Below are 16,260 nucleotides of genomic sequence, written 5' to 3'. Positions count from 1 at the left end.
GGGGCCGCTCGCGGCGGGGACGGGGACGGGGGCCGGCGCGGGCACGGGAGCGGGGGTGGGAGCGGGGAACGGCGTCGGGGCGGGCACCGGCACGGGCGCGGCCGGCTGCGGCATCTGCTGGGGAATCTGCTGGGGGATCGCCTGCGGCATCTGCTGGGGCATCTGCTGCGGCGTCTGCTGGGGCAGCGGCTGGGGAGCGGCCTGGGCCGCCGCCGGCATCGGCATCCCGCCGCCGGCCGACGGCGCGGCGGCGGGGAGCGGCATGCCGGTGCCGGCGGCCGGGGCGGCCGGCAGCCCCGGAGCGGAGCCGGCGGCGATGGCCTGCGCGGCAAGCCCCAGCACACCGGCCCCGTTGGTCTCGCTGACCAGCCGGTCGACGGCCGCCGTACCCGAGCTGTAGTTGGTCCCTGTACCCAGCTCAGGTACGGCGGCCCCCCTCCTGGTCCCGTAGAGCACCGACTCCAGGCCGGATACCAGGCGACGCACGTCGACCTGGGGGCGCACCACGAGCCGCAGGAAGCGGCTGGACGAACCGATCTTGTTGCCGCACTCGCGGACCAGGATCCGGTGCTCGCTGAGCATCCGGTCCCGGACCACGGTGCCTTCGGCGCCGACGGGAAGGCGCACGAAGAGGAAGTTGCCCTGGGAGGGGTAGACCGTCAGCCCGGGCAGTGCGGAGAGCTGGTTGGCCATGTCCAGGCGGTCGCGGCGGACCTGCAGCAGGCTCTGCGCGTACTCGGCGCCGTGCTCCTTCAGCATGAACACCACGTGCTCGGCGAAGGAGTTGAGGTTCCACTTGGGCAGCATCGAGCGGACCTTGCCGGCCAGTGAGGGGTTGGCGACCAGGTAGCCGAAGCGGATGCCGTGCAGGCCGAAGTTCTTGCCGAGGCTGCGCAGCACGACCACGTTGGGCCGCAGCATCGCCTCCTGGACCACGCTCGGGTCGGCCTCCGCGTCGGCGAACTCCAGGAAGGACTCGTCGACGACCACCAGGTCGAGGTCGGCCATCGCGTCCATGAACTGCACCACCTGCTGCTTGCGCAGGTAGCCGCCGTCGGGGTTGTTGGGGTTGCAGATGACCGCGACCCGGGTGCCGCGGGCCCGGATGAACTCGGCGTACTGGGCGAGGTCGAGGGCGAAGCCGCTGGATTCCTGGAGCGGGAACATGTCCACCCGCTTACCGGTCTCCATCGGCTGGTCGGTCCAGCGGCCGAAGGTGGGCACCGGGATGGCGAGGGACTCGCGGACCAGCAGGTGGTCGATCCAGGTGATGAGTTCCGTCGAACCGTTGCCCATGGCGACGCACTGCGGCGGCAGCTGGAGCAGGTTGCACAGCTCGGCCGTGATGGTGTCCGCGCTGCTGGGGTAGTACGTGATGATGTCCCGCAGCCGCGCCGCCATTTCGTCGAACATGGCGGGGGTGGGGAAGTAGGGGTTGCACGGGATGCAGAAGTCCACCGGGCCGGTCCCGTCGCCGCCCTCGCGCGTCAGCGCCGCCATCGAGGGGCTGTGTGCCGCCGTGTTGCGGAACAACGAGGTGACGTTGTCAGCCAAGGAGACCTCCGTTGATCGGTGGCCCGTGTGGGGAAGCACGGGTCACCGATCAGTACGGAGGCCGGCGGGATCGCGTTCAACGCTTGTGAAAGAAGTGTGAGCCAACTTCTCTACCCAGCGCGTTCACGGACCGAAACGTCACACGCCGAACGTGTGGATCGTGGTCGTCCGGTACGTCTGCCCGGGCCGGAGCACGGTCGACGGGAAGGACGGGTGGTTCGGCGCGTCCGGGAAGTGCTGCGTCTCCAGGCACAGGGCGTCGCCCTGGCGGTAGGTGCGGCCGCCGGTGCCGGTGAGGGTGCCGTCGAGGAAGTTGCCCGAGTAGAACTGCAGGCCGGGCTGGTCGGTGGCGATCTTCAGGGTGCGCCCGGAGTGCGGGTCGCGCAGGGTGGCGACGTGCTCGGGCTTGGCGGTGATGCCCTTGTCCAGGACCCAGTTGTGGTCGTAGCCCTTGGCCTGCACCTGCTGGACGTGGCCGGCCCGGATGTCCCGGCCGATCGTCTTGGCGTGGCGGAAGTCGAAGGGGGTCCCGGAGACCTTGGCCAGCTCGCCGGTGGGGATCAGGCCCGAGTCGGTCGGGGTGTAGCGCGAGGCGGCGATCGTGAGCTCGTGGTTCTCGATGGTGCCGCTGCCCTCGCCGGCCAGGTTCCAGTAGACGTGGCTGGTGAGGTTGACGACGGTGGCCTTGTCGGTGGTGGCCTCGTAGTCGATGCGCCAGTCGCCGTGCTGGGTGAGGGTGTAGGTCACCTTCGCCTTGAGCGTGCCGGGGTAGCCCATCTCGCCGTCGATGCTGGTGTAGTGCAGGTGCAGGCCGACGTCGGAGCCCTTGGTGAAGGGTTCGACGTCCCAGATGTGCTTGTCGAAGCCCTGGGAGCCGCCGTGCAGGCTGTTCACGCCGTCGTTGACGGAGAGCTGGTAGCTCTTGCCGTCCAGGGTGAACCGGCCCTTGCCGATGCGGTTGCCGTAGCGGCCGATGAGGGCGCCGAAGTAGGGGGACTTGGCGACGTAGTCGTCGATGGTGGCGAAGCCGTTGACGACGTTGGCGTGGCGGCCGAGCCGGTCCGGGAGCTCCAGGGTCTGGACGACGCCGCCCCAGTCGAGGACCTTCATCCGGGTGCCGCCGTTCTCCAGCGACCAGCGGTAGACCTTCGTCCCGTCGGCGAGCTTGCCGAACAGTTCCTTCACCGGCTTCCTGCCTCCCGAGGCGGCCTGTGCGGTGCCCGTGCCGAGGGTGGTCGCCGCGATGCCCGCGGCCGCGGCTCCTGCGATGACCGTACGTCTGTTCAGTTCCACTTGCGGCTCCTGCAAAGGGAGGGGCCCCGCCGTTTCCGGCGGGGCCCGCGCTGACTTACGAACCGGACTTGCGCTTGTTCCACACGTCGAAGCCGACCGCGGCCAACAGGGCCAGGCCCTTGATGACCTGCTGCCAGTCGGTGCCGACACTGAGGAGGTTCATGCCGTTGTTCAGCACGCCGAGGACGAGACCACCGATGATCGCGCCGAGGACGGTTCCCACACCGCCGCTCATGGACGCTCCGCCGATGAACGACGAGGCGATCGCCTCGAGCTCGAAGTTGAGGCCTGCCTTCGGCGAGGCCGCGTTCAGGCGGGCGGCGACGACCAGACCCGCCAGGGCCGCGAGCACGCCCATGTTCAGGAAGACAAGGAAGGTGACCTTCTTGTCCTTGACGCCGGACAGCTTCGCCGCAGGCAGGTTGCCGCCGATCGCGTAGATGTGACGGCCGAAGACGGCGTTGCGCATCAGGTAGCCGTAGCCGACCACCAGCAGGGCCAGGACGATCAGGATGATCGGCGCGCCCTTGTAGCTGGCGAGCAGCATCGTGACCGTGAGGATCGCGGCGACGATGGCGACGAGCTTGAGCAGGAAGAGGTTCCTGGGCGCCACGTCGAGGGCGAACTCCTGCTGCCGCTTGCGGTCGCGGACCTCCTGGACGACCGTGAAGGCGATCAGCGCGAAGCCCATCAGCAGCGTGATGTTGTGGTAGTTGGTGGTCGGGCCGACCTCCGGCAGGAAGCCGTTGCCCATCTTCTGCAGACCGTCCGGGAACGGGCCGAGGGTCTGGCCCTTCAGGAGCATCTCCGTCAGACCGCGGAAGATCAGCATGCCCGCGAGGGTGACGATGAAGGACGGTATGCCGAAGTAGGCGATCAGGAAGCCCTGTGCCGCGCCGGCGGCCGCGCCGATGACCAGACACAGCAGCAGCGCGAGGGGCCACGCCACACTGTGCTGCACCGTCAGCACGGCCGCGAAGGCACCCGTGAACGCCGTGAGCGAGCCGACCGACAGGTCGATGTGGCCCGCGATGATCACCAGCATCATGCCGATCGCGAGGATCAGGATGTAGCTGTTCTGCAGGACCAGGTTGGAGACGTTGCGCGGCAGCAACAGGTCGCCGCCGGTCCACACCTGGAACAGGACCACGATCAGACCGAGGGCGATCAGCATGCCGTACTGCCGCATGTTGCGGCGCATACCGTCCAGCATCAGCTGGAGCAGCCCCGTGCCACCCGCCGGTCCGCTCTTGCCCGGCGGCGCGGGGGCCGGGGTCTTGGCGGTCACATCCGTGCTCATCGGGTTACCTCTTTGTCCTTCGTCATCTGGCGCATCAGCGATTCCTGCGAGGCCTCGGCCCGGGAGAACTCGCCGGTCAGCCGCCCCGCGGCCATGGTGTAGATGCGGTCGCACATGCCGAGCAGCTCCGGCAGCTCGGAGGAGATGAAGACGACCGCCTTGCCCTGGGCGGCCAGCTGGTCGATGACCGTGTAGATCTCGTACTTGGCGCCGACGTCGATGCCGCGCGTCGGTTCGTCGAGGATCAGCACATCGGGACCGGCGAAGATCCACTTGCTCAGGACGACCTTCTGCTGGTTGCCGCCGGACAGCTTGCCCACCGGCTCGAACACGGTCGGCGCCTTGATGTTCATGGACGTGCGGAAGCCCTCGGCGACCTGCTGCTCCTCGTGCTCGTCGACCACGCCCCGCTTGGCGACCTTGCCCAGCGCGGTCAGCGAGATGTTGCGGTTGATGGTGTCGATGAGGTTGAGGCCGTAGTGCTTGCGGTCCTCGGTCACGTAGGCGATGCCGTTCTTCACCGCCTCGGCGACGGTCTTGGTACGGATCTCCTTGCCGTCCTTGAGGACCGTGCCGCCCGCGTACCGGCCGTAGGAGCGGCCGAAGACGCTCATGGCCAGCTCGGTGCGGCCGGCGCCCATGAGGCCCGCGATGCCGACGATCTCCCCGCGCCGCACCTGGACCGACACGTCGTCGACCACCTTGCGCTGCTGGTCGATCGGGTGGTGCACGGTCCAGCCGCGGATCTCCAGGGCCGGGGCCGCGCCCTCCTCCGGCTGGTGCGGAGTGCGCTCGGGGAAGCGGTGGTCGAGGTCGCGGCCGACCATGCCGCTGATGATCCGGTCCTCGGTCGTCTCCTCGGCCCGCACGTCGAGCGTCTCGATGGAGCGTCCGTCGCGCAGGATCGTCACCGAGTCGGCGACCCGGCGGATCTCGTTCAGCTTGTGGGAGATGATGATGGAGGTGATGCCCTGCTTCTTCAACTCCAGAATCAGTTCCAGGAGTTTGCCGCTGTCCTCGTCGTTCAGCGCCGCCGTCGGCTCGTCCAGGATGAGCAGCTTCACCTTCTTCGACAGCGCCTTGGCGATCTCCACGAGCTGCTGCTTGCCCACGCCGATGTCGGCGACGCGGGTCTCCGGGTGGTCGGTCAGACCGACCCGGCGCAGCAGTTCGGTGGCGTGCTTGAGCGTCTCGTTCCAGTTGATGAGCCCGCCCCTGGCGTGCTCGTTGCCGAGGAAGATGTTCTCCGCGACGGAGAGGTACGGCACCAGCGCGAGCTCCTGGTGGATGATCACGATGCCGTGCTGCTCACTGGCCCGGATGTCCCTGAAGTGGCAGACCTCGCCCTCGAAGAGGATCTCCCCCTCGTAGGTGCCGTGCGGGTGGACGCCGGAGAGGACCTTCATCAGGGTCGACTTGCCGGCGCCGTTCTCCCCGCAGATGGCGTGGACCTCGCCCTGACGGACGGTCAACGTGACGTCCGACAGCGCCTTGACACCGGGAAAGGTCTTGACGATCGAGCGCATTTCCAGGACGGGTCCCGCCATGGCTGTGCCTTCCAATCAGTGTGGGTCGGGCGGTGGGCGGGACTACTTGAGCTGGGCGTCGGTGTAGTAGCCGCCCTTGACCAGGACGTCCTCGTAGTTGCTCTTGTCGACGCTGACCGGCTGGAGCAGGTAGGCGGGTACGACCTTGGTGCCGTTGTTGTACGACTTGGTGTCGTTGACCTGCGGCTTCTTGTCCTTGAGGAGGTCATCGATCATGGTCGTGGCGACCTCGGCGAGCTTGCGCAGGTCCTTGTAGATGGTCTGCGTCTGCTGGCCGGCGATGATCGACTTCACCGAGGCGATCTCGGCGTCCTGGCCGGTGATGACCGGCAGCGGCTTGCCCTTGGAGCCGTAGCCGTCGGACTTCAGCGCGGCGAGGATGCCGATGGAGATGCCGTCGTAGGGCGAGAGCACGGCGTCGACCTTGGCGCTGGAGTACTTGGAGGTCAGGATGTCCTCCATGCGCTTCTGCGCGGTGGCGCCGTCCCAGCGCAGGGTGGTGACCTTGTTCAGCGCGGTCTGCCCGGACCTGACGACCAGCTGCTTCTTGTCGATGTACGGCTGAAGCACGCTCATCGCGCCGTTGAAGAAGTAGCGGGTGTTGTTGTCGTCGTTGGAGCCGGCGAACAGCTCGATGTTGAACGGGCCCTTCTTGCCGCTGTCCAGGCCGAGCTTGTGCACGATGTACGTGCCCTGGAGCCTGCCGACCTTCTCGTTGTCGAACGACGCGTAGTAGTCGACGTTCTTGGTGCCGAGGATCAGGCGGTCGTAGGAGATGACCGGGATGTTGGCGTCCGCGGCCTCCTGGAGCACGTTGTTCAGGGACTTGTTGTCGATGGCCGCGATGATCAGGCCCTTGACGCCCTGGGTGATCAGGTTCTCGATCTGGGAGACCTGGGTGTCCGGGTTGTCCTCGCCGTAGACCAGCTTGGTCTTGTAGCCCTTCGCCTCGAGGTCCTTGACGACGTTGGCTCCGTCGGAGATCCAGCGCTCGGAGGACTTGGTCGGCATCGCGATACCGATCGTGCCGCCCTTGGCGCTGTCCTTCTTCTCCTTGCTGCCGCCGTCGCTGTTCTGGCCGCAGGCGGAGAGGGTGAGCGCGAGGGAGGCGGCGCCGGCTATGGCTGCGAAAGCGGCTCTGCGAGTGCGCATGGTCATCATCCTTGATGTGTGGGGTGCGGGCTCGGCCCGGTGTGCGTGACGGTTCGTCAGGCAGCTTGGCGGACAACCGAGTTGCGTGGGATTCTGTTGGTCCGCGCCTTATCTTGTGAAGCGCCTTGTCCGGAACGTTATGCGGAAGTTTCGAACCGCTTCAGAGTGCCGGGCAGCCGTGAACCGAGCGGCGCCATGTCCCCGTCGACTCCGTGCCGTGCGAGCAGGTCCAGGGCCAGCCGGCCGCGCCGGACCCGCTCCCGGGCCGTGGCCAGGGTCAGATCCCGCAGGTGGTGGCCGTAGGGGTAGATGGCGGGGGCCTTGGACAGGCCGAACTTCAGGTAGAGCGGCGCACCGCGCCGGATCAGCTCGGCGACCTCGTACATCCGGACGTACCCGCCGAGGTCGTCGGGTGCCTCGATGTACATGTCCATGGGGGCGGCGGACACCCGTCTGATCTCCGTCAGGTGATCGAGCGTCAGGTCGCTGGGCACGTTGATCGAGTCGGAGCCGAGCCCCTCGTACACCGCGTACGAGGCAGGGTTGACGGGTCCGATCAGTGCCGAGACCTTCAGGGTGGTGTCGGCGGGGATGATGCCCTGCGCGCGCGCCCGGTGCAGCGTCCACAGCACGCCCTCGTCGGCCACGAGGAGGCACTTGACGCCCAGTTCGGTGGCCCGGACGGCGTCCTCGACGCAGCCGGCGACCGCGTCGTGGCCGCGCGCCCTCAGGCCCGCGCCCCGCGAGTCGGTGCGCACCGAGCCGCCGATGTCCCAGGTGCCGCGCGGGCCGGTGAACAGGCAGAGTTCGATGTCGCGTTCGCCGGTCGCCTCGACCATCTCGGTGATCTCGGCGTCGGTCAGCATCCACACGCCGCTGCCCTGGCTGATGCGGTGGATCGGCACGTCGAGCCGCGAGGCCTCCTTCAGGACGACCGACAGCGCCTCGGGCCCCTCGCACGAGGGGATCTCGGTGCGCCAGCGGCCGCCGCCCGGGAAGGAGTGGGGCGAGGCGTCGGCGGGATCGAGGGCGGGCGCGGCCAGGCCGAGAGCGGCGAGCGCCTGCTCACCGGGCCTGCGGGCTGCCGTGGCGGAAGGGTCGGTCACAAGCTGTCCTTAGTGTTCGGTATTTCGGACGAGGTTCGCGGCTCGGGGTGTGAGAAGGCTGGGTGCACGCCGGTACGGGGGTCGTCAGGTCACCCCCGTACCGGCGTACGGCTAGGGGCGGAGCAGCACCTTGCCGACCTTCGGGTCACCGGCTCCCACCAGCTCGATGGCCTGCGAGAACTCGGTCAGCGGCAGCTCGTGCGTGACCAGCGGCAGCGGATCCAGCAACCCGGCCCCGAACACCCCGACCGCGTGCGACCAGGCGTCCGGCGGCGCACCGAAGACGGTGTGCACCTCCAGCTGCCGTACGACGAGGTCGGTCGGGTCGAGTCCCTCGGCGCCCGCGGCCGGGATGCCCGTCAGGACCAGGCGTCCGCCGCGCCGGAGCAGGGAGGCGGCGGTGCGCGCGGCGGACGCGGACCCGGCGGTCTCGATCACCACGTCGAAGTCGTCGGGGAGCGGCTGGTCCTTCAGCCGGAAGTCGGTGGCGCCGAACTGCCGCGACAGCGCCTCGCGGTCGCCCCGGGTGCCCACGACCAGCAGCTCGGCCGGGGACACCGCCCGCAGGAACTGCACCGCGAACATCCCGAGCGTGCCGGTGCCCACCACCGCCGTCCGCTCGCCCGGCCGGGCGCCCGCCTTCAGCGCGGCGGCCGCGATGCAGGCGGCCGGCTCCAGCAGGGCGGCGGCGGTCAGGTCGGCGTCGTCCGGCAGCGGGTGCAGCAGCCGGGCCGGCAGGGTGAGCGTGCCGGCCATGGCGCCCGGCTGGGTGAAGCCGGTCTCCTCGTACCCCGCGCCGCACAGCGTGGTCTCGCCCGCGTGGCAGCGGTCGCACACCTGGCAGTTGCGGAAGCCCTCGCCGACGACCTTGCGGCCGATCAGGGACGAGGGGACCCCGGCGCCCACCGCCCGCACCGTCCCGGACCACTCGTGGCCGGGCGTGAGCGGGTAACGGACGTACCCGTCGGGCCGGTTGCCCTGGTACACCTCGCGGTCACTGCCGCAGATGCCCACGGCGTGCACGGCGATCAGGGCCTCGCCGGGAGCCGGCTCGCGCGGCTCGTGCGGGACGACCCGGTGGGAGCCCGGTGCCTCGATGACGACGGCGGTGCTCACTGCTGGGTTCCCTTGGGCTTGCGCTGTTCCCAGCCCTCGGCCCACAGGTCGAACCGGGCCTGCTGCTGCGGGAACTCCGCCGCCGCGTCGGTGTCCAGCTCGACGCCGAGACCGGGCCGGTCGGAGAGGTGGAAGTAGCCGTCGACGACCTCGGGGGCGCCCTTGACGACCTTCTTGATCTCCGCGTCGGCGAAGTCGTTGAAGTGCTCGAGGATCTTGAAGTTGGGGGAGGTGAAGCCGACCTGGAGGGAGGCGGCGGTCAGCACGGACCCGCCCACGTTGTGCGGCGCCACGAGCATGTAGTGCGTCTCGGCGGTGGCGGCCAGCTTGCGGGTCTCCCAGATGCCGCCGATGTGGCCGACGTCCGGCTGGATGATGTCCACGGCCTGGCTGTCGAAGAGCTCGCGGAACTCGATCCGGTCGTGGATGCGCTCGCCCGTGGCGACCGGGATGTCCACCTTGGCGGCGACCTTCTCCAGCGCCTTGAGGTTCTCCGGCGGCACCGGCTCCTCCAGCCAGGCCGGCTTGAACGGGGCCATCTCCTTGGCCAGCCGGACGGCGGTGGCGGGGGAGAAGCGGCCGTGCATCTCCAGCATCAGCTCGGCCTCGGGCCCGATGGCGTCCCGTACCGCCTCGATGAGGGAGACGGCGTACAGGGTCTGCTCGTGGTCGAGTTCGAAGTGGCCGGTGCCGAAGGGGTCGATCTTGAGCGCCTTGTAGCCGCGCTCCATGACCCCCTGGGCGGCCTTGTGGTACGCCTCCGGGGTGCGCTCGGTGGTGTACCAGCCGTTGGCGTAGGCCTTCACCTTGTCGGTGACCTTGCCGCCCAGCAGCTGCCAGACGGGCACGCCCAGGGCCTTGCCCTTGATGTCCCAGCAGGCCATCTCGACGACCGCGATGCCGGACATCACGATCTCACCCGCGCGCCCGTAGTCGCCGTACTTCATACGGCGCACGAGGTCCTCGACAGCGAACGGGTCGGAGCCGAGAATGTGATTGGCCTCGGCCTCCCGCAGGTAGCCGATCAGCGCGTCGGTGTGACCGAGCATCCGGGTCTCGCCGACTCCGGTGATGCCCTCGTCGGTGTGCACCTGGACGTAGGTCAGGTTGCGCCACGGCGTCCCGACCACGTGTGTGCTGATTCCGGTGATACGCACGGCGGTTGCCCCTCAGCTGTTCGATATTTCGTCACACGTTCGAAATGCTGGCGTGACAGTAAGGAGGGGGCGGCGGGGGTGTCAATGGGGCGAACGGGTAACGGTTTCGACAAGCCTTTCGAGAGCTCTTTCGGTCCCCCACGAAACCTTCACAGAGGGCCCTAGGAACGTTACCGGCAGGGAACTTAGTCTTCCCGCGTCATGGACTACTGCCACCCGTGCCGCCGGCACCTCAACGGCGCCCTCGCCTGCCCGGGGTGCGGCTCACCGGCGGGACCGATCCGCGCGTACGCGCACCAGGGCGCGCCCGCGAGCCCGTACGCGTACGGTCCCGAGGAGCCGTACGCCGGGATCCCCCCTACGGATGAGGACTTCGCGGACGGTGAGGGCGAAGAGGACGCACCGGACGAAGGGGCGGCCGAGGACGACACGGGCGACGAGCCACGGGGCCGGGCGGCGAACCGGCGCCGGGCGCGTGGCCGCGGGCGCGGAGCGGACGCCGCGGAGTCCGCGGACCCGGACGCCAGCCGTCGCGATCGCAAGGCCGCGGCACACCGCCGCCGTCGCCGGCGCACCGTCCTGATCGCCGCGGGCTTCGCCCTGGCGGCGGGCGGTCTGAGCCTCGCCGAGCTGGGGATCGACGCCCCCGGTTTCTCCAGCCCCGACCCCGCGGCGGCCGGAGGCGACTCCCCGGCCTCCGCCCCCGGGCGGACGGTCGATCCCCTGGACGACACCGCGCGGGGCCCGGGCGGCACCGCCTCGCCCGACGCGTCCTCGTCGCCGTCGGCCTCGAAGTCCGCCGGGGCCGAGGAGCAGGCGTCCACGTCCCCGGACGGCAAGGACACCGATCAGTCGCGGCAGCCGGCCACGCCGGGCGCCGGCACCCCGGGCCCGACGACCCCGGCGACGACCCGGCCGGCATCCACCCCGACCTCCACCCCGACGACGTCCACCCCCACGCCGAAGCCTTCGCCTACGCAGACGTGCGATCGTTTCCTGTGGTGGTGCACGTGATCTGACGGGGGTTCGGGGTGCTGCCCGTTCGCCGCGGTCCGGTCGGCCGGGCGGGCGGGCGCCGGCCGGGCCGGCTGCCGGCACCACGCTCCGCTCGGCCGCCGCCGGCACCCGTGCCGCCGCCGCGCGGGCCGCCCGGCCGTTCCTGCCGGGGAGCGGAGGAATCGTGGCCGTGGGAGCCTCCCACCTCACCGCAGCCCGTTCCGGGCGCACCCGCCACCAGCAGGCCCGCCGCGGGCCGACGGCAGGGGACGCCGGGGCGGCGAGGGGACCGGCGGCCGGCCCGGGTGGTTGAGTCGAAGAGAGCCTCGGCGCGCGGCCTGGCCGGGCTGTACGCGGCGATGATCAGCGACGTCGATGGCAGGGCGCCGCTGCTGAAGCCGGACACGGTGGCGGAGTTCGGGCAGCTGCACTCCGCCGGGTACGACCTGGTGGTCCGGGACCACAGGTCGTACGGCCTGGGCTTCCAGGCGACCGCGGACGCCTGGCACCACTTCCTCGGCGCGGGGGCCTTCGGGCGCAGCAGCGCGGGCGGCTCGCAGGCCTTCGCGGATCCGCGCAGCGGCCTCGCCTACGGCCACACCCGCCGCCGCCATGTCTTCCCGGGCGGCGCGGCCCCGGAGAACGACCGGCTGGCCAGGGCGGCGCTGCAGCGGTGAGCCGGACGCGGAGGCCGCGACCCCGCGTCCGGGCGGCGCGGCTTCCGCCGTACGGGCGACCGCCGTCGGACGGGCGGCACGGCGCTCGCGGCACCGGTCAGAGCTTGACGATCATCTTCCCGGTGTTGTCGCCGCGCAGCACGCCGAGGAACGCCTCCAGGTTGTTCTCGATGCCCTCGACGACCGTCTCGCGGTACTTGAGCTCGCCGGAGCGGACCCAGGGGCCGACCTCCTGGACGAACTGCGGCTGCAGGTCGTAGTGGTCGGCGACCAGGAAGCCCTCGATGCGGCCGCGGGTCTGGATGAGGCGGATGAGGTTCCTCGGGCCGGGCGCGGGCTCGGTGTCGTTGTACGCCGAGATCATGCCGCAGACGGCGATCCGCCCGCCCTGGTTGAGGGAGCCGATGGCCGCCTCGAGGTGGTCGCCGCCGACGTTGTCGAAGTAGACGTCGACACCGTCGGGGGCGGCCTCGCGCAGCTGCTCGCTCACCGGGCCGTTCTTGTAGTTGAACGCGGCGTTGAAGCCGTACTCCTCCACCAGCAGCTTCACCTTCTCGTCGGACCCGGCCGAGCCGATGACCCGGGAGGCGCCCTTGAGCCTGGCGATCTGGCCGACCTGGCTGCCGACGGCGCCGGCCGCGCCGGAGACGAAGACGGAGTCGCCCTCCTTGAAGGCGGCGGTGCGCAGCAGGCCGGCGTAGGCGGTCAGGCCGGTCATGCCGAGGACGCCGAGGTACGTCGACAGCGGCGCGGCCTCGGGGTCCACCTTGACGGCGTTCTTCGCGTCGACGACCGCGTACTCGCGCCAGCCGGAGAAGTGCAGCACGTGGTCACCGGCGGCGATGCCCTCGGCGCGGGACTCGACGACCTCGCCGACCGCCCCGCCCTGCATGGCCTTGCCCAGTTCGTAAGGGGCGGCGTACGACTTGGCGGCGCTCATACGGCCGCGCATGTAAGGGTCGACGGAGAGGTACTCGTTCCGCACCAGCACCTGGCCCTCGCCCGGGGTGGGGACCTCCGCCTCGACCAGGGCGAAGTCCTCGGGCTTCGGCCAGCCGACCGGGCGGCTGAGCAGGTGCCATTCGCGGTTGATCATGACAGTGCCTTTCGTATTTACTTCAGTACCTGAAACAACCATGCTCCTGAATATTTCAGGATGTCAAGTAAAGGGGTACCGTGGAGAGCATGGTCACCCCACACAAGACCCGCCGCCCCGACGAGCTGACCATGGAGGTCCTCGAGCTCATCGGGGACGTCGTGTCCCGGTTCTACGCCGACTACGAGGAGGCGGCGGCCGAGCATGCCCTCACCGGCGCGCAGGCCCGTCTCCTGAGTCTGCTTTCCCTGGAGCCGCTGCCCATGCGCAAACTGGCGCAAAAGCTGAAGTGCGAGCCGTCGAACGTCACCGGGATCGTGGACCGGCTGGAGTCCCGCGGCCTGGTGGAGCGCCGGCCCGACCCGTCCGACCGCCGGGTCAAGCTGGCCGCCGCCACGGACGACGGCCGCAGGGTCGCCCGGGAACTGCGCGACGGCCTGCGCTTCGCCCGCGCACCGCTGGCCGGGCTGTCCGACGAGGAGCGCCTCGCGCTGCGGGACCTGCTGCGGCGGATGCTGGACGCCTGAGGCCCGCGACCGGGTCGCGACGAGCCCCGATAGGGTTCCCCCATGCGTGATCTCGGGGTGGGTTTCGGTTATCTCCTGAAGGGCCAGCGCTGGGTGGCCCGGCACGGCAGGCAGTACGGCTTCGGGCTGCTCCCCGGCCTCATCACCCTCGTCCTGTACGCGGCGGCGCTGATCGCCCTCGCCGTGTGGGGCGAGGACTTCGTGACCTGGGCCACCCCGTTCGCCGACGACTGGTCGAGCCCCTGGCAGGGACTCTTCCGCGGCCTCCTCACCGTGGTCCTCTTCGCCCTCGGCCTGCTGCTCGCCGTGATCACCTTCACCGCGGTGACGCTGCTGGTCGGGCAGCCCTTCTACGAGAGCCTCTCCGAGAGGGTCGACCGGGACGTCTCGCCCGACGGCACGGCTCCCGAGTCCGGCCTCCCGCTCTGGCGCGAGCTGTGGATCTCCGCCCGCGACAGCCTCCGCATCGTGCTCCGCGCCGCCGTGTGGGGCGTGCTGCTGTTCGCCCTCGGCTTCCTGCCCGTCGTCGGCCAGACGGCCGTGCCGGTGATCGGCTTCTTCGTCACCGGCTTCTTCCTCACCGAGGAACTCGCCGCCGTCGCCCTCCAGCGCCGCGGCGTCGAACTGCGCGCCCGCCTCACCCTGCTCCGCTCCCGCAAGACCCTGGTCTGGGGCTTCGGCACCCCTCTCGGCCTGGCCTTCCTGGTCCCGGTCGTCGCGGTGTTCCTGATGCCGGGCGCGGTCGCCGGCGCGACCCTGCTGGCGCGGGACCTGCTGGGCGAGGAGAGCGCCGAGGAGCCGGACGGGACCGAGGACGAGCGGGTCGCCTCCTGAACGCCGCGTCCGCCGCCCCGGCCCGGCTCCGGGCCCTCGGCGTACCGCGGCCGTTCCGGCCGGAGGCGTGGGTGGAGAGCCATGTCGTGGCGGCGGTACCGGCCGGCAGGTGATACTGCCCGTCATGAAGACAGCCAACCTCGGCGTGTTGTTCCTCATCGAACTGGGCGCCCTGGTGGCCGTCGCGTTCTGGGGCTTCACCCTCGACGTCGCAACCCCCCTCGCCTGGCTGCTCGGACTCGGCGCCCCGGCGGTGCTGATCGTCCTGTGGGGGCTGTTCGGCTCGCGGAAGGCGGCCTACAAGACCCGTGGCGCCGTCCGCGTCGGCTTCGAGGTGCTGTGGTTCGGCGCGGGGGTGGCCGCGCTGCTCCTCGCCGGGGTGTGGGCATGGGCGGCCGCCCTCGCCCTGACCTGCGTGCTGAGCAAGACGCTGGCCGTCGTCTGGGAGCAGTAGAACGGGCCCGCGGCGGCAAGGACCCGGCAGCGTTCGAACTCACCGCCGACATCCCGCTTCGCGCCTGCCGGATCTGGGCAGAGAACCGGTGGGTGGTTGTGAAGGGTTCGTACGAAGTCCAGGTGGGCCGCTCGGCCGGCGGCCGCGGGCTCGCCGCGGCGATTGACGTCTGATCCGGGACAACCCCCACGAGCAGCCCCGGCCCGGGACCCTGACCCCTGGGCCGGGGCTCGTCGCGTCCGCGGCGGCCGTGCGGGCCGCCTGCCCGGCCCCGGCATGTCCGAACGGAAGACCCTAGCCGCGCACGCCGAAGGCGTACACCGTCTCCGAGCGGTACACCCCGCCCGGCCGCAGTTCGGTGCTGGGGAACTCGGGGCGGTTGGGGGAGTCCGGGAAGTGCTGGGTCTCCAGCGCTATGCCGGCGCCCGGCGCGAACGGGTCGCCCAGGTGGTCGGCGGTGTACACCTGGAGGCCGGGCTCGGTCGTCGCGACCGTGAGCAGCCGCCCCGACGCCGGGTCGTGCAGCTCGGCGACCTCCTCGGGGGTGTCGGTGACGCCCTTGTCGAGCACGAAGTTGTGGTCGTAGCCGGTGCCGGCCCGGCGGGCCGTGCGGAAGTCGAAGCGGGAGCCGGTGACGTCCGCCGGCTCGCCGGCCGGGATCAGATCGGCGTCCACCGGGGTGTACCGGGAGGCGGCCAGGCGCAGTACGTGGCCGGCCGTGCCCGTGCCGCCGCCGAGGTCGAAGTAGCTGTGGTTGGTCAGGTTCACCACGGTCGGCGCGTCCGTCACCGCCTCGTACGCGATCCGCAGCGCGCCGGACGCGTCCAGGGTGTACGTCGCCGAGACCTCCAGCCGCCCCGGGAAGCCCTCCTCGCCGTGCGGGCTGACCCGGGACAGGCGCACCCCGTGCGGGACCGGCTCCGCCTCCCACACGCGCTTGTCGAAGCCGTGGTCGCCGCCGTGCAGGGAGTTGGGGCCGTTGTTCGGCGCCAGCGCGTACGTGTGGCCGTCGAGCGTGAAGCGGGCGCCCGCGATCCGGTTGGCGTACCGGCCCACCAGGGCCCCCAGGAACGGCTCCGGGTACCGGAGGTAGCCGTCGAGGCCGTCGAACCCCAGCACCACGTCCGCCGCCCGCCCCTCCCGGTCGGGGACCTCCACCGACTGCACGATCCCGCCGTACGTCAGGACTCTCACCCGCGTCCCGGCGCGCTCCAGCGTCCAGCGGTGGACCTCGGTACCGTCGGAAAGTGTGCCGAAAAGTTCAGTCATGTGGGAAACCCTAGGTCACGAAGCCGGTGCCCCGGCATGGCAACGTTTGCCCGTCAAGGAGCGGCGTCCGGTGCGTGCCCTGGGGGTGCCCCCGGCCGCAGGCTGGGGGAGTGCCGGCCGGAAGCCCTCGTACTGGACAAAAGTGGGGGTAGGGCCGGGGCGGGGAGGGGGGGGGCCCCCCC

14 protein-coding genes and 1 pseudogene are annotated in these 16,260 nt (G+C 70.5%); 5 read left to right on the top strand and 10 right to left on the bottom strand.

What is annotated here, in order from left to right; genetic code table 11:
• From ABZX30_RS35255 to ABZX30_RS35220, 8 genes are all read right to left on the bottom strand, one after another.
• A partial coding sequence (locus ABZX30_RS35255) for a histidinol-phosphate transaminase (protein WP_355941637.1) occupies positions 1-1,554 on the bottom strand: 1,554 nt, incomplete at its 3' end.
• Between the two features lie 138 nt (positions 1,555-1,692).
• Positions 1,693-2,847 carry an aldose epimerase family protein gene (locus ABZX30_RS35250; RefSeq protein WP_355941634.1) on the bottom strand — a complete coding sequence of 385 codons (1,155 nt, stop codon included), beginning with the start codon at positions 2,845-2,847 and terminating at the stop codon, positions 1,693-1,695.
• A gap of 55 nt (positions 2,848-2,902) precedes the next feature.
• A complete protein-coding gene (gene mmsB / locus ABZX30_RS35245) occupies positions 2,903-4,147 on the bottom strand; it encodes a multiple monosaccharide ABC transporter permease (RefSeq protein ID WP_355941631.1) in 1,245 nt (414 codons plus the stop codon).
• Positions 4,144-5,694 carry a multiple monosaccharide ABC transporter ATP-binding protein gene (mmsA, locus tag ABZX30_RS35240; RefSeq protein WP_355941628.1) on the bottom strand — a complete coding sequence of 517 codons (1,551 nt, stop codon included), beginning with the start codon at positions 5,692-5,694 and terminating at the stop codon, positions 4,144-4,146. The genes mmsB and mmsA overlap by 4 nt, the downstream gene beginning before the upstream one ends.
• A 42-nt stretch (positions 5,695-5,736) precedes the next feature.
• A complete protein-coding gene (gene chvE / locus ABZX30_RS35235; RefSeq protein ID WP_355941625.1) occupies positions 5,737-6,846 on the bottom strand; it encodes a multiple monosaccharide ABC transporter substrate-binding protein in 1,110 nt (369 codons plus the stop codon).
• A gap of 137 nt (positions 6,847-6,983) precedes the next feature.
• Positions 6,984-7,952 (bottom strand): hypothetical protein, encoded by a 969-nt coding sequence (locus tag ABZX30_RS35230; RefSeq protein ID WP_355941622.1) that lies wholly within the window; start codon positions 7,950-7,952, stop codon positions 6,984-6,986.
• Positions 7,953-8,063: 111 nt separating this feature from the next.
• Positions 8,064-9,068, bottom strand: a complete 1,005-nt coding sequence (locus tag ABZX30_RS35225) for an alcohol dehydrogenase catalytic domain-containing protein (RefSeq protein WP_355941620.1) — start codon at positions 9,066-9,068, stop codon at positions 8,064-8,066.
• Positions 9,065-10,225 (bottom strand): mandelate racemase/muconate lactonizing enzyme family protein, encoded by a 1,161-nt coding sequence (locus ABZX30_RS35220; RefSeq protein ID WP_355941618.1) that lies wholly within the window; start codon positions 10,223-10,225, stop codon positions 9,065-9,067. The genes ABZX30_RS35225 and ABZX30_RS35220 overlap by 4 nt, the downstream gene beginning before the upstream one ends.
• A 201-nt stretch (positions 10,226-10,426) precedes the next feature.
• Here ABZX30_RS35220 and ABZX30_RS35215 point away from each other — a divergent pair, with 201 nt between their 5' ends.
• Positions 10,427-11,239 (top strand): hypothetical protein, encoded by an 813-nt coding sequence (locus tag ABZX30_RS35215; protein ID WP_355941615.1) that lies wholly within the window; start codon positions 10,427-10,429, stop codon positions 11,237-11,239.
• 305 nt (positions 11,240-11,544) lie between these two features.
• A pseudogene (locus ABZX30_RS35210) lies at positions 11,545-11,898 on the top strand (EstA family serine hydrolase); the annotation flags it as partial.
• A 97-nt stretch (positions 11,899-11,995) separates the two neighbouring features.
• Here ABZX30_RS35210 and ABZX30_RS35205 read toward each other — a convergent pair.
• Positions 11,996-12,994: an NADP-dependent oxidoreductase gene (locus ABZX30_RS35205; RefSeq protein ID WP_355941612.1), complete on the bottom strand. Its 999-nt coding sequence runs from the start codon at positions 12,992-12,994 to the stop codon at positions 11,996-11,998.
• Positions 12,995-13,083: 89 nt separating this feature from the next.
• On the opposite strand from ABZX30_RS35205, the gene ABZX30_RS35200 reads away from it, so the two are divergent.
• From ABZX30_RS35200 to ABZX30_RS35190, 3 genes are all read left to right on the top strand, one after another.
• Positions 13,084-13,521, top strand: a complete 438-nt coding sequence (locus tag ABZX30_RS35200) for a MarR family transcriptional regulator (protein ID WP_355941609.1) — start codon at positions 13,084-13,086, stop codon at positions 13,519-13,521.
• Positions 13,522-13,563: 42 nt separating this feature from the next.
• Entirely contained in the window at positions 13,564-14,355 is a 792-nt protein-coding gene (locus ABZX30_RS35195; protein WP_355941607.1) for an EI24 domain-containing protein, read from the top strand.
• A 124-nt stretch (positions 14,356-14,479) separates the two neighbouring features.
• A complete protein-coding gene (locus ABZX30_RS35190; RefSeq protein ID WP_355941604.1) occupies positions 14,480-14,809 on the top strand; it encodes a YrdB family protein in 330 nt (109 codons plus the stop codon).
• 294 nt (positions 14,810-15,103) lie between these two features.
• On the opposite strand, the gene ABZX30_RS35185 is transcribed toward ABZX30_RS35190, so the two are convergent.
• Positions 15,104-16,078 (bottom strand): aldose epimerase family protein, encoded by a 975-nt coding sequence (locus ABZX30_RS35185; RefSeq protein ID WP_355941601.1) that lies wholly within the window; start codon positions 16,076-16,078, stop codon positions 15,104-15,106.
• Positions 16,079-16,260: the final 182 nt, after the last annotated feature.

This window comes from Streptomyces sp. NPDC004542 (assembly GCF_040610035.1).
Classification (GTDB): domain Bacteria; phylum Actinomycetota; class Actinomycetes; order Streptomycetales; family Streptomycetaceae; genus Streptomyces.
The sequence above is the reverse complement of the archived record's forward strand: the minus strand, read 5'-3'. Positions and strand labels throughout refer to the sequence as shown.